At 69.8% G+C, this 12,158-nt stretch carries 12 protein-coding genes; 2 read left to right on the top strand and 10 right to left on the bottom strand.

The genetic code is table 11. The features are described 5' to 3' along the window. Positions 1–118: 118 nt before the first annotated feature. From Ahu01nite_RS04190 to Ahu01nite_RS04180, 3 genes are all read right to left on the bottom strand, one after another. Positions 119–571 carry a DUF6232 family protein gene (locus Ahu01nite_RS04190; protein WP_203835037.1) on the bottom strand — a complete coding sequence of 151 codons (453 nt, stop codon included), beginning with the start codon at positions 569–571 and terminating at the stop codon, positions 119–121. Between the two features lie 388 nt (positions 572–959). Beyond that, positions 960–1,481 (bottom strand): DUF6886 family protein, encoded by a 522-nt coding sequence (locus tag Ahu01nite_RS04185; RefSeq protein ID WP_203835036.1) that lies wholly within the window; start codon positions 1,479–1,481, stop codon positions 960–962. After that, positions 1,481–2,188 carry a hypothetical protein gene (locus tag Ahu01nite_RS04180; RefSeq protein ID WP_203835035.1) on the bottom strand — a complete coding sequence of 236 codons (708 nt, stop codon included), beginning with the start codon at positions 2,186–2,188 and terminating at the stop codon, positions 1,481–1,483. The genes Ahu01nite_RS04185 and Ahu01nite_RS04180 overlap by 1 nt, the downstream gene beginning before the upstream one ends. Positions 2,189–2,256: 68 nt before the next feature. Here Ahu01nite_RS04180 and Ahu01nite_RS04175 point away from each other — a divergent pair, with 68 nt between their 5' ends. After that, on the top strand, positions 2,257–2,706 hold the full coding sequence (locus Ahu01nite_RS04175) for a DUF6314 family protein (protein WP_203835034.1): 450 nt from the start codon (positions 2,257–2,259) through the stop codon (positions 2,704–2,706). Here the strand turns inward: Ahu01nite_RS04175 and Ahu01nite_RS04170 are convergent, their stop codons facing one another. Genes Ahu01nite_RS04170 through Ahu01nite_RS04140 form a run of 7 tightly spaced genes read right to left on the bottom strand, consistent with a single transcriptional unit; the run spans position 2,707 to position 11,523 of the window. Beyond that, the gene (locus Ahu01nite_RS04170; protein WP_203835033.1) at positions 2,707–4,026 is read right to left on the bottom strand and encodes a DUF58 domain-containing protein; all 1,320 of its coding nucleotides are present in this window, start codon (positions 4,024–4,026) and stop codon (positions 2,707–2,709) included. A gap of 7 nt (positions 4,027–4,033) precedes the next feature. Further along, positions 4,034–5,008 (bottom strand): AAA family ATPase, encoded by a 975-nt coding sequence (locus Ahu01nite_RS04165; protein WP_203835032.1) that lies wholly within the window; start codon positions 5,006–5,008, stop codon positions 4,034–4,036. After that, a complete protein-coding gene (locus tag Ahu01nite_RS04160) occupies positions 5,005–6,324 on the bottom strand; it encodes a DUF4350 domain-containing protein (protein ID WP_203835031.1) in 1,320 nt (439 codons plus the stop codon). Before Ahu01nite_RS04160 ends, Ahu01nite_RS04165 begins: the two co-directional genes overlap by 4 nt. Further along, entirely contained in the window at positions 6,321–6,890 is a 570-nt protein-coding gene (locus Ahu01nite_RS04155) for a DUF4129 domain-containing protein (RefSeq protein WP_203835030.1), read from the bottom strand. Before Ahu01nite_RS04155 ends, Ahu01nite_RS04160 begins: the two co-directional genes overlap by 4 nt. Next, positions 6,887–7,717, bottom strand: coding sequence for a hypothetical protein (locus Ahu01nite_RS04150; RefSeq protein ID WP_203835029.1), 831 nt, complete (start codon positions 7,715–7,717; stop codon positions 6,887–6,889). Before Ahu01nite_RS04150 ends, Ahu01nite_RS04155 begins: the two co-directional genes overlap by 4 nt. Before the next feature lie 51 nt (positions 7,718–7,768). After that, the gene (locus Ahu01nite_RS04145; protein WP_203835028.1) at positions 7,769–10,879 is read right to left on the bottom strand and encodes a helicase HerA domain-containing protein; all 3,111 of its coding nucleotides are present in this window, start codon (positions 10,877–10,879) and stop codon (positions 7,769–7,771) included. Then, entirely contained in the window at positions 10,876–11,523 is a 648-nt protein-coding gene (locus tag Ahu01nite_RS04140; protein ID WP_203835027.1) for a hypothetical protein, read from the bottom strand. The genes Ahu01nite_RS04145 and Ahu01nite_RS04140 overlap by 4 nt, the downstream gene beginning before the upstream one ends. 315 nt (positions 11,524–11,838) lie before the next feature. Here Ahu01nite_RS04140 and Ahu01nite_RS04135 point away from each other — a divergent pair, with 315 nt between their 5' ends. Then, complete coding sequence (locus Ahu01nite_RS04135) at positions 11,839–12,153, top strand: CU044_2847 family protein (RefSeq protein WP_203835026.1); 315 nt, start codon at positions 11,839–11,841, stop codon at positions 12,151–12,153. Positions 12,154–12,158: the final 5 nt, after the last annotated feature.

Here is a 12,158-nt window from a genome sequence, read left to right as displayed (position 1 = left end):
GCCCGTGCTTACTGCGGGCCGTGCTTACTGCGGGCCGTGCTTACTGCGGGCCGTGCTTAGTGCGGCCCGTGCTGACTGCGGGCCTTGCTGACTGCGGCTGGTGCTGACCGCGGCAAGGTCATGACCAGGGGTCCCGGTTGATCTGCACGGCTCGGATCACCGCGCGCCGGACCTGCTCGAACTGCTGCTTGTCGGACGAGCCGAACAGCTCGACGTCGTGCCCCTGGTGGGTGGCCCACAAGGCCATCCACCGCGGGTTGTACCGGCGGTCGACCACCTGTGCGGCGATGCCTCCCAGCACCGCGGCGGCCGCGGCGATCAGCAGGGCGGCGTACCCGAACGGAACGGACAGGGGCACCGCCACGATCACCGCGGTCGCGCCGGCGATCACCGCCGCCAGCCTCGGGCCGCCGGACCGCAGGTGCACCTGCCGGACCTCCGTCAGCGACGTCACCGGATAACGGCCCGCGGCGTTCATGACATACCAGCTCGTGACGACCACTCCCGGCCCGTCGTAATACACGACCCAGCCGCTCTGCCCCGGAACTGCGGTACCGGACTCAACTGTCATGGCTACCTCCCGTGACCCTCAAGACATCATGGTCAGGGCTGACATACGCCAACAGCAAGAGTCATTCCTGAGATGGCAGTCGGCGGACTGCTGTCTGCGGTTTGCAGTCGAGGATATTTGGGCTTTATATCCGGTTGCTCGTTATCAGAATGGGGCCAGCCGGGGCGAATGCGGACGAATAAAATTCTTTATGCCCGGTTCGTGCCTTCCAGCGCCAGACTGAACGTTGATTAAGCCCGATTCCCTATTTTCCGCTTGCGGCAGCGTGCGGTGGCCGACGAAGTGCCCTGCGGCAGCGCGGCGTGCGGCGGGGCGGCGTGCGGCGGGGCGGCGGGCTGGCGGGGCGGCGGGCTGGGTGTCAGGCGTGTGGCGGGCTGGTGTGCCCGTTCTACGGGGCGAGGGCGGTCGGGGGCTTGGCGTTGCGGAGGCGGATGGCGCTGAATCCCAGGGTGCTGGCGGTGACGGAGTGCCAGAAGGGCCAGAGGCTCGGGAGGACGCGGAGCTGGATGCCTGCCTGTTCGTGCAGGTCGAACAGGTTGCCGACGAGCTCGGGAGGACCGAGCGGATCGACCGCCCCGGTCGTGACGACGGCGTGCGGGTCGGGCAGTGGGCGGAAGGGTGCGGCGGGGAAGCGGTAGGCGTACAACCGGACGGTCCTGATCGTCTCCAGCCAGGCGTACTCGACCGCATGGACCCGGGTTCCGCTGCCGGCACCGATGATCCGCTCCCGGTCGGCGTCGGTGGTCGTCCCGACGGTCCAGGCCATCGCGCGGGGGCACTCCCGGGGAAACCAGTAGTCGGGGGCCCGATCGTGGTCGACCGCCCAGACGAAGGCGCCCGGTTGCGGCACGAAGCGCTCGATCGTCGCGTCCTGCGAGAAGTGCAGCACCTCGCCCGGTCCGGGGCGCATCAGCGGGTGAGTTCCTGGTAGGCGGCCAGGACGGCGGTGGTCCGGTCGGTGAGATCCGCGGCGCTGTCGCTCTTCGGGGACGGCGGGGTGCCGGTGTGCAGCAGGTAGTCGGCGTCGCGGAGGACCGCTTCGGCCTTGCGGAGGGCCTGCTGTTCGCGGATGAACTCGGCGGTCTCGTCGGCGAGCCGGGCCAGATGCTCGACCTGGCGTTCCACGTCGGCGTCGAGGTGGGCCATGCGGTCCTGGGCGCGCAGGACCCGTTCGGCGACCTCGGCGCGGAGGTGGCTGCCGGCGGGGATGTCCTGGACGAGGGCGCCGAGCTGGAGCTGGCTCTCCCGCACCCGGGCGCGGTCCGTCAGGATGCCCGCGAGGTCCCACAGCGTGGTGGCCAGGGTGGGGCTGGGGTCGTCCAGGTCGAGGTGGCGGCGCAGCGACGGCCAGTGGTGCAGGGTGAGGACGGCGGCGTCGGCGGCGCGGCGGAAGTCGTCCTGGTCGGCGGGGGCGGTCAGGACGCGGTAGTCGCCGGCGGACCGGCCGAGCAGGCGCCAGCCCGCGGTCAGGGGGAGCTCGAACGTCACCCTCGCGTCGTCACGCGGGCGCAGGACGGTGAGGGAACCCAGCACGAAATGGTCGCACGGCACCGACGCGGCGGGGGCGCGCCGGCCCACGAGCGTGCTCGTCGCGCCCTCGCCCAGGAACAGTTTCACGAAGGGGAGATTAGCGGGGGTACGCGGTCGGCGTAGCGTGGCTACCTGCGACATGGAGGTAGCGGGCGATGGTGAGTGGAAGCGTCCAAGAGGTTCCGGCCGAGGTCACACCGTTGCAGTTCCTGCACGGTGAGTGGGCGGTCCGGCGCGATATCACCGATCGCCGATCTGGGCACACCGGTCTCTTCACGGGGCGGGCGAGCTTCGAGTGGGACGCCGGGACTCTGCGGTACGCCGAGGAGGGCGAGCTCCGGTTCGCCGAGCATCGTGGTCCCGCGTCGCGGCGGCTGGTCTACGTGGCCGGGGCCGGGTCCGCGGTGGGCGTACGTTTCGCTGATGGTCGGCCGTTTTATGACCTTGATCTTCGGGATCAGCGGTGGGGTGCGGATCATCTCTGCGGGGCGGATCTCTACACGGTGACCGGGCTGATCACCGGGCCTGACTCGTTCGTCGAGACCTGGCACGCCGGTGGGCCCGGTAAGGACTACGACCTGGTGACGGCCTACCAGCGCCTTTAGTCAAAGCCGGCCGGCGGCCTTCAGCGCGAGGTAGGCGTCGGAGACCTTCGAGGCGAAGGTCTCGCGGGGTTCGTCGACGACCATGACGCCCTGCTGTTCCAGCAGGGCACGGACCCGGCCACGCTCGGCCAGGGCGAGTTCGGCGGCAGCGGCGAGGTGTACGTCATCCGCGCTCGCCCCCTCGCCGGGCAGCTCGGCCAGCTGCGCGGTCTCCGGGTCCCGCACGCTGGCCAGCACCACCCGGTGCTTGGTGGTGAGCCGCGCGAGCATCGGCAGCAGACCCTCCACGATCGGCGCCGCGTCCAGCGCCGAGAAGATCACCACGAGAGCGCGCTTGTGGCCGCGGCGCAGCAGGTCGCTCGCCGCCGGGCCGAAGTCCGTCTCGACGAGCCGGGGCTCCAGCGCCGCCATCGAGCTGATCAGCCGGGGCAGCTTGGTACGGTGCCCGCCACCCTCGACCCGCGCGCGGACCTGGGAGTCCACCGCGAGCAGGTCGACCCGGTCGTCGGCCTTCGAGGCGAGCACGGCGAGCAGCAGCGCGGCGTCGATAGCGGCGTCGAGACGGGGTTCGTCACCGATGCGGGCCGCGGAGGTGCGGCCGGTGTCGAGGACACAGACCACGCGGCGGTCCCGCTCGGGGCGCCAGGTCCGGACCATCACATCATGGGTACGCGCGGAAGCCCGCCAGTCGATCGACCGCACGTCATCGCCGACCACGTACTCGCGGAGCACGTCGAACTCGGTGCCCTGTCCACGCCCCCGGGTGACCACGGCGCCGTCGAAGATCCGCAGCTTGGCCAGTTTCTCGGGCAGCAACCGCCGCGACGGGAAACGCGGCAGCACCCGCAGCGTCCACTTCGGCGTGATCGCTTCGTTCCAGCGCTGCCGCCGCTGCCGGTACGCGAGCCCGAGCGGCCCGTACGACCGCAGCGTCACGCGCACGGCGGGCCGGTCGCCGTGCCGCGTCGGGGTCAGCGTCGTGGTGATCGTCTGCTCCTGTCCGGCGAGCAGCCGCAGCCGGTGCTCGGCGTTGTCCGCGCCGGCCGACGGCACCCAGCGGTCACGCAGCCGGAGCCACATCGGACGCCCCGACGTGTTGGTGACCGTCAGTGTCGTGGTCGTCGTCGCTCCCAGCCACAACGTCTCGGCGCCCTCGCGACGCAGCGTCACACCGTTCAGTGGCGCGGCGACAGCGGCGTCCAGCGCCGCCGCGGCGAGCGCGAGCGCCAGCACGGCGGCGGTCAGCAGCCACGGCGCGGGCAGCAGCGCCGGCAGGGGCACGCCCAGCGCCAGCAGCAGCGCGAAGCGCCTCGTGATCACGGCCGGCTCAGCGGGGCGCCGGGACGGCACCGAGCACGGAACGCAGCACCGAGTCGGTGGTGACGCCGTCCAGCTCGGCCTCCGCGCGCAGCCGTACCCGGTGGCGCAGCACGGGGATCGCGAACGCCTTCACGTCGTCCGGGATGACGTATTCGCGGCCGCTGAGCCAGGCCCGCGCCTTGGCGACGGCGAGCAGTGCCGTCGTGCCACGCGGGGACGCACCCAGCTCCAGCGCGGGGGCCACCCGGGTCGCCCGGGTCAGGTCGACGACGTACTCCAGGACCGGTTCGGCGACGGCGACGCGGCGTACGGCTTCGCGCCCCGCGGCCAGGTCGTGCGCGTTGGCGACCGGGCCGACCCCGGCGGCCTTCAGATCCCGCGGGTCGAAGCCCATGTGGTGGGCCCGCAGCACGCCGAGCTCCTCGTTGCGCTCCGGCAGCGGCACGGCCAGCTTGAGCAGGAACCGGTCGAGCTGCGCCTCGGGCAGCGGATACGTGCCCTCGTACTCGATGGGGTTCTGCGTCGCCACCACGATGAACGGCTCCGGCAGCTTGCGGGTCTCGCCATCGGTGCTGACCGTGCGCTCCTCCATCGCCTCCAGCAGCGCCGCCTGGGTCTTCGGCGGGGTGCGGTTGATCTCGTCGGCGAGCAGCAGGTTGGTGAACAGCGGCCCGGCGCGGAAGTTGAACGCGGCGGTGCGCGCGTCGTAGATGAGCGAGCCGGTCACGTCACCCGGCATCAGGTCGGGGGTGAACTGGACCCGCTTGGTGTCGAGGTCCAGCGCCGCGGCGAGCGCGCGTACCAGCAGCGTCTTCGCCACGCCGGGCACGCCCTCCAGCAGCACGTGGCCGCCGGAGAGCAGCGCGATGATCACGCCGCCGACCACCGCGTCCTGACCGATGACCGCCTTCGCGACCTCGGCCCGCAGACGCTGCAGCGCGTCCCGGGCCGAGGCGGAGTCGCCGGATGCGGAAGACGTCACGTCAGATCCCCTCGTTCATTGCTGATAACCGTCCTGACCAGCCGCTGCACGTCCGAGGCGGCGCGGGCCAGTTCCTCGTCGCTGTCCTCGACACCACCGCCGAGCAGATGCCGGACCTCGTTCTCCTGCAGGCCGGTCTGCGTGGCTACCCGGTGGGCGACCTCGTCCACCGTGCTGTCGGCCGGCATCCCGAAATGCACCATCAGCCGGGTACGCGCGGCGGCCTGCACGGTCGCCAGCGAGGTGCCGCGGGCGCGGGCCCTGCGGTAGAGACCGCCCAGTCCGCGTACGGTCTCGGCGGCCCTGACCTGGACCGGCAACGGCTCCGCGACCGGCGTGCCCAACCGCCGGGCCGAGGCCAGCGCCAGCGCGATCCCGGCCAGCAGCAACAGCGCCAGCGTCGCCCAGACGGCGGGTGGGAAGGCCTGTGCGAGGGGACTGCCGGCCACGCCCCCGCCGTCGTCGCTCTGCTCGGCCGGCTGCCCGCTCGGGTCCTCGGTCGCCGGAGCGGGCTCCCCGTTGTCGTTCGACGGGTCGTCGTCCCACGGCTCGGTGGAGTCCGGGTCGGGGGTCGGCTCGGCGGGGTCCGGCTCGGCGGTCGGCGCGGTCGGCTCCGGCGGCGCCTTCTCGCGTTCGTGCAGGTCCAGCCAGATCAGCCGGCCGTAGCGGGAGAGCAGGCTGACGGCGAGCGCGCGGTTGCCGTACTCGTCGGCCCGGTCGTTGCGGAACGGGTCCGCCGCCCCGACCATCGTCAGGTTCTTGACCTCGACCACGCTGTCGGAATAGCAGCGCACGGGTTCGCTGCGGAAGTCGCCGGTGTCGTAACGCCAGCGCAGGGTCGCCGCGGGCCCGGCCTGGGCGAAGTCCTCGGTGCACCCCGGCTGCGGCGCGGCGGCTGTCCAGCGTGGGCCGGTGACCACGACGTCGAGGCCGGCGGCGTACACCTCGCCTGCGCCCGGCGCGACCAGGACGACCCGGACCCGCGGCGGCAGCAGGGCCAGCCGCTCCAGGTAGTACGGGTTGACCAGCTCCGGCGTGGTCACCAGCAGCGTCACGGCGTCACCGTCACCGACCGCCTCGATCGCCTCCGGGCTGGTGCTCCGGACGTCGATGCGTACGCCGTCGCGGGTCAGGTCATCGGCGAGGCGCCGGGCACCGTCACCCGCTGTGCTCGTGGGGGAGAGGAACGAGGCGTCGGTCGGGTCGGGTTGTTGCACCGCGTGGACGATCACGGTCAGCGCCACCAGCACCAGCACCAGCGCGAACGGCATGATCAGGCGCAGTCGGCGCGGATTCTTCAGTCTCGGCATCCTCATCGCGCGCCGCCTGTCATCCTGCTCCGGACCTCGCCGGTCAGGGTGCGCATGTGATCGTCGTGGACGCGTTCCGCGGGGCGGTCGCCGTACCAGACCTCGGAGAACAGGTCGGTCGCGCCGCCGAGCGGGGCCGCCACCGCGGGCCGCTGCTGGGCGGCGGAGGCGGCGACCTCGGCGGCGGTGGTGCCCGGCAGCGGGGAGACGACCCCGGCCGCGGTCAGGTCGCCGACCACATCACGCAGCCGCTGGCGGATCGCTTCGGCGTAGCGGCCCTCGGAGGCCAGGCGGTCGGCGAGCAGCATGCCGTTGGGCAGCACGACCTGCGGCTCGAAGATCGGTTCTTCTTGTTGTTTTTTTGGTTTTGGGGCGGGAGTTTTCTTGGCTTTGGCGCGTTTTGCCCGCTTTTCCCATCGGGGGAGGCGTGGCCATCGGCGCGGGATCCAGCGTGGATACCAGTACCAGAGCGAGCCGAGTAGCCCGGCCGCCGCGAGCATCAGGAGTAGCAGCAGACCGGGGGAGATGTGGTCGAAGACGGACGCGACGAACTCGTCCCAGACGCGGGTCACGGCGCCCACACCAGCACGACCGCCGGATCCTCACCGCGGCTGCGCGCCCGGCTGACGGCGATGTCCAGCCCCTCGGTGCGGATCCGGGTCTCCAGCACGAGCACGGCGTCGACACAGCCGAGCGCCGCATAGGCGACGGTGTTGGCGAGCGTCCACGCGATCGGTGCGGCCCAGCTCGACCAGTCGGGCAGCCCACCACCGGTGAACAGGTCGAACGAGGCAACCCACCCGGCACCGAGCACGACCCGCACGGCGAGCCACGTCAGATACGCCGCCAGCCTCGTCCACATGCCCCGCAGCCCGCCGCGCGACGCCAGCCGCGCCGCGCGCACGAACGAGGGCCCCGCCCGGTCGATCACGATCACGCCGCTGACCAGGCCGAACAGCCCGTACGCGAAAATCCACCCGACGAACCCCGCGAACGCCGCGACCCCGCAGATGGTCCCCAGCACTATCGCCGTGACCAGCGTGCTGATCGGCCGCATCCGCGTCCACAACTCCCGGTCCCGGACGCTCTGCCCCACCAGGGCCGGCCCGGCAGCCGCGGCGGCGAGCGCCCCGAGCACGCAGACGATGAAGCCCTCGATGCCGAACCCGGCCGACACCAGCGTCCACCAGGCCCCGAAATGCCCGTCCTCGGGTAGATAGAGCGGCGCGCTGACCTGCGCGAACCCCCGCAACGGCACCAGCACCGCCTGCTCGAGCCCCGCCAGCACGAACGCGGTGGCCAGCAGCGGCAACGCCCTGGCGCGCAACAGCGTCATGGCGGCATCCAGCAGCTCACCGAGCGTCATCGGACGCAGCGGCAGATCGGGCTGCGCAGACATGGCCGCGATCCTATGGGATCCGGCCACCCCCATGGGCCACGACCCGGCCCGTCATCGTGGCCGGTCGGTCCGGGCCCGCTCCAGTACCTCCTCGGTCGTCGGCGGGCTCTGGGGATGGAAGGACAGCGACCACGGTGTTTGAACCTTGACGAACTCCCCGCCCTCGACCGCCGCATAGAACTGGCCGACTTTGAGCCGGGCGATGTCCGTGATGTCGCTTCCTTTGGCCCGGGCGAGCTCACGGGCGCTGGCGATCTGGGTGGGGTGATTCAGTAATCCGAACAACTGCGTGGCGGCGTTGCCGGGAATACGGTTGTGCAGGCCCTTGGGCGCCTGGGTGGCGAAGACGAGCCCCAGCCCGTACTTGCGGGCCTGGGAGGCCAGGACGAGGGTGCTGTGGGTGCAGGCGGTCATCGGACCCGACGGCGCCAGAGTTTGTGCCTCATCCATCACGAACAGGCTGCCGAGCGGCCGGTCACCTGCAGGATTCCGCTTGATCCAGGCGAAGAGCGCCAGTTGTAGCTGGTTCACGAAGCTCTGCCGCTGCGAGTCGTCGGTCAGCCCGACGAAGTTGATGACCGAGACCCGGGCACGGCAGCCCGGCTTCGGTGTCAGCAGCAGCCCTGGATCCGTAGGGGCGCCGAGCCCTCCGAAGAGCGGATCATTCACGATGGTAGCCATCAGCAGTTGCGCCATCTGGGCACCGATCTTCGGCGCATCGTCGATCTGGCTCAAGCCGTCGGGGAGCGCGTTCAGCAGGCCGATGAACTCTTTCAGGTCACTCCTACCCGTACGCGCATAGCTGGTGAGCGCTTCCCGCAGCACCGCCTGCCCCAGCTGTGCCTTGCTGCTCAGGCCGTCCAGCTTGGCGCGTGGCGCGAGAGCGGCGACCGCGGAATCGATCCCCGCGGCAAAGACGTCCGCATCATCCAGCATGTCCTTGAACTCAGGTAACGGCTGAAAACTGAGGGGCCGCCCGCTCTCTCTGCGAGGTGTCCAGATGACGACATCGGTTTCCCGCAGATACTCCTGCGATCTGGCGGTGTCTGACCGATCCCACCCCGGCGGGAATTCGGGCCAGGGATCGCCGAGACGCGACAGGTCGTTGTTGGGATCGAGCACGATCGACGACACTCCGCGCAACGCGCATTCCTCGACGAGGCGACGGATCAGCACCGTTTTGCCCGATCCGGACCCTGCGAAGATCGCAGTGTGCTTGCGGAGCACCGCCAGGTCGATGCCCACGGGATGCCCGTCCTCGGCCGCTGTCCCAAGGATGATCCGGTCGCCGTGCTCGGGTGTCGGCGCGGCCAGGGATACGGCCGCGGTGGTCGTGGGCTGATCCGCGAGGGCTTCCCGCAGAAAGGAGATCGCCGCGGCGGGATCGTGCTGCTGGAACCAGGGCCGCAGTTTCTCCAGGCCATTTTCCGCGATCAGACTCTCGAGCGCCATCAGCCTTACGACGTCCGACTCGGGAAACTCGATCCGGATGCCGCCCGCGGCCTCCAGAGTGGCGACCACCTCTCTGGTCCGCACACCCTTGGACCACGGAGCGGTGCGCAGCAGGAAGAGGCGGCGCTTGCGCTGTCCCTCGACCAGGCCCGCAGCGGTGTGAGCATTCCTGATCCGATTGAGGACCGCGATGTGATGCGGTGCGCTTATCGCCCGGAACGCCCAGTGGGCTTCGTCCTCGATCTCCTCGTTCAAGGTGCGCCGTAGCCGGGCATGCAGCGCGGGCTTTCCGCCCGGTGCGGGATCGACGCCGAAGATCTCCTCGGGCTCGTTTCGAGCCCCGATCCAGGCCGTGAGGCCCGCACGGAGGAGACCGGGGACAACCTTGTCCTCCGTGCCAGGGGTGAGGGCGGGCCTCGGGTCCGCCTCTTTGATCAGCTCGGCGTAACGGGCGTCCAGTGCGGCCAGGTCGCTCTCGGCGACTGCGACGCTCTCGAGCGCCCGCGCGGGCCCATTACTCGGCTGACGCAGTAGGTGGAGAAGCTCGTGGACCTCGTCCGCCCGGAGGCATTCCCGGATGTGGGTGTCCACCGTCCTGAGTAGCTCACGAGGCGTGAACTCGATCGACTCCGCGAAGGCCAGATCCGCTACCGGCCAGGTCGGGTAGGGCGGAGTGAAGCCGGCCTCGGTGAATTTCGCGGTGAAGCGTCGCGCGACCAGTTCACGGCCGATCTCCGGTGACGGGATGTCCCTGAGGTCGATCGCTTCCCGGAACCGGTCCTGGGCGGTGTTTGTCGCCGTCGACTTGACTAGGTCCCACACGCCCGGCAGGCAGCTCACCACCGACAGGGTCCGCCGGGTGTTCTCCCTCAGCGCCATCAGGCCGCCCGCGATGTGTTCCAGCAGCAGTGATCCGCTCCAGTTCGACCGGTCCGCTGCGGCACTGGACTGGGCGGACTGGTGGACGATGGCATCGATCTGGTCGACGGCCACCACGGTCGGCCCGGTCAATGCCAGGAGCCGTGAGATGTCGCGGACTATCTCCTGCGCGGAACGCCGGCCCCGGCGCATACCCCACTTCGCCCTTTCCCCGGGTTCGACCTCGTCGTTCGAGCAGAGAAATTCGAATCCGACATCCTGGGCCGTGGGGTCGTCAGCGGCCCGCAGGACGAGCGCCCGCACCGTGTCCTGCACCTCGACGCCGACGCGTCGATTGCGTTTGCGAAGCAGATCGATGAACGCGTCGAGGGTCGCCCGGGTCAGCGGGGTCTCCCCGCTCACCGCTCGGCGAATTCCGCGCGGAGCGCCGCAGTCGTCCGCCAGCCGGCGGAGGAACACCACCAGCTGGCTGTCACCGTCTTCGGGGGCGCGGGTCAGGCCTTCGACCACGGACAGCGCCGTGCTGCTCCAGAAGGCGCTGGCGTCCAGCAGGCTGATGAGAAAGAAATACCCGTCCCTCGCCTGCACCTCTTCGCGGATTGCCGACAGCAGATGTGTCTTGCCGGTGCCGCGATCGCCGAGCAGGGCAACGCCCACCGGGCTTGTCTCCGGCTCTTCCTGTGCCTCGGCGAATCCATCCAGCACCATCGAGAGGGCCGTTCGATGCAGGGCGGCGACGTGAAAGGGCGGTGGCCTCCAGACGTCGTCAGCGGTGGGCGCCCAGTTGAATCGCAGCGCGGACAGCGCCTTGCGCTCGATCTCGCTGATCATGTGATGGCGAGGAGATGCTTGTCCTGGTTACCGATGCTGACGGCTGCTGCTCTGTCGGCGGCGGTAAGTGTCTTTTGATTGACCTCGGAGAAGACCCGGACGCCGGGCGCGCTCCGCATGGCGATCAGGGCCGCGTCGAGTTCCGCCCGGCCGATCCCGGGCAGCGCGGCCCGAAGGCGCACCAGTTTGACCGCGTCACCAGGGGTACCGGCCAGCCCGTCATACGCCTTTCGCACCATTGCCGTGACGTCATCGACCGCGGAAATGGTTGCGGGTTGCGGGTCAGGCGCCACCTCACCCTGCGGCAGATAGAAATCGGAAAGCGCGAGCCCGGAGGTTGCGAGGAACTGTCGTAGCGCGGCGACCTGCGAATATACGGCCACGCCGCGGTAACCCGATCCGGTGGGTGGTTCGGTGCCGATAGCCGCCAAGGACTTCGCCCAGCCGGCCTCGCTTATTCCGAGGAAAATGCGCTGTCCCTCTTTGCGAACCTCGATCAGGCCTAGCTCCTTCAGCTTCTCCCGATTTTTGATATCGAGCTTGAAGCCCGCCTTGGTCAACTCGGAATTCGCGATCTCCTGCGCCTTTTCCAGGAGGACCAGCAGCGCGCAAGTCTCGATCAACGTGAGCGTCGCGTCCGGCATTCCGGTTCCTCCGATGTGCGGGCCGACCCGGTGATCAACTCGGTCCCGGGTGTGTCGGGCCGATTCTGCCGATCCCGGCCAGGTGCCGCAAGGTCCACTGTGCAGTTTCAGAAATCTGACACCCGGATCTTGTATTGATCTTCGGCGGGCCAGGTCGAAATGGGCCGATCGAACACATGTTCGCCGACCCCTGCGGAGATCTGCTGAAAGGTCTATTGCCCTCCGGGACCGAGCGTGCGACATTCCCTGACGGCGCCACTGCGGCGCTATCTCATGATCATTCTGATCGCGATTCTTCCAGGGAGGCTCTCGTCGATGTCGTCCGAGATCGTGCGGTATCGCGTCGACGCGGAGACGGTCGCCCAGATCGAGATCGACCCGGTCAACGGTTACCGGCCGGCCGGAGTCGCCGACATCGCGGGTTCGGTCCGTGAGTCCGCGGGCCCGGCGGTCGCGGCCGCAAAGGTATTGCTGGAACAGGTACGCGACATCGCGCCCGACGCAGTTGAGGTCAAGTTCGGAATCAAGGTCACCGGCGCTGCCAACTGGGTGATCGCCAAGGCGGCGACCGAGGCCAACTTCGAGGTGACCATGATCTGGAAACCCGGCGGCACCGGTAGCAGGCGCTGAGCCAG

It is taken from the genome of Winogradskya humida, assembly GCF_016862215.1.
GTDB classification, from domain to species: domain Bacteria; phylum Actinomycetota; class Actinomycetes; order Mycobacteriales; family Micromonosporaceae; genus Actinoplanes; species Actinoplanes humidus.
The sequence above is the reverse complement of the archived record's forward strand: the minus strand, read 5'-3'. Positions and strand labels throughout refer to the sequence as shown.

Excerpts from the sequence above, each read along its gene's own strand:
- Ahu01nite_RS04185 (WP_203835036.1), bottom strand. The coding sequence starts at position 1,481 with ATGCGCCCCGGACCGGGCGAGGTGCTGCACTTCTCGCAGGACGCGACG.
- Ahu01nite_RS04145 (WP_203835028.1), bottom strand. The coding sequence starts at position 10,879 with ATGATCAGCGAGATCGAGCGCAAGGCGCTGTCCGCGCTGCGATTCAAC.
- Ahu01nite_RS04140 (WP_203835027.1), bottom strand. The coding sequence starts at position 11,523 with ATGCCGGACGCGACGCTCACGTTGATCGAGACTTGCGCGCTGCTGGTC.
- Ahu01nite_RS04160 (WP_203835031.1), bottom strand. The coding sequence starts at position 6,324 with ATGAGGATGCCGAGACTGAAGAATCCGCGCCGACTGCGCCTGATCATG.
- Ahu01nite_RS04175 (WP_203835034.1), top strand. The coding sequence starts at position 2,257 with ATGGTGAGTGGAAGCGTCCAAGAGGTTCCGGCCGAGGTCACACCGTTG.
- Ahu01nite_RS04135 (WP_203835026.1), top strand. The coding sequence starts at position 11,839 with ATGTCGTCCGAGATCGTGCGGTATCGCGTCGACGCGGAGACGGTCGCC.
- Ahu01nite_RS04150 (WP_203835029.1), bottom strand. The coding sequence starts at position 7,717 with ATGTCTGCGCAGCCCGATCTGCCGCTGCGTCCGATGACGCTCGGTGAG.
- Ahu01nite_RS04190 (WP_203835037.1), bottom strand. The coding sequence starts at position 571 with ATGACAGTTGAGTCCGGTACCGCAGTTCCGGGGCAGAGCGGCTGGGTC.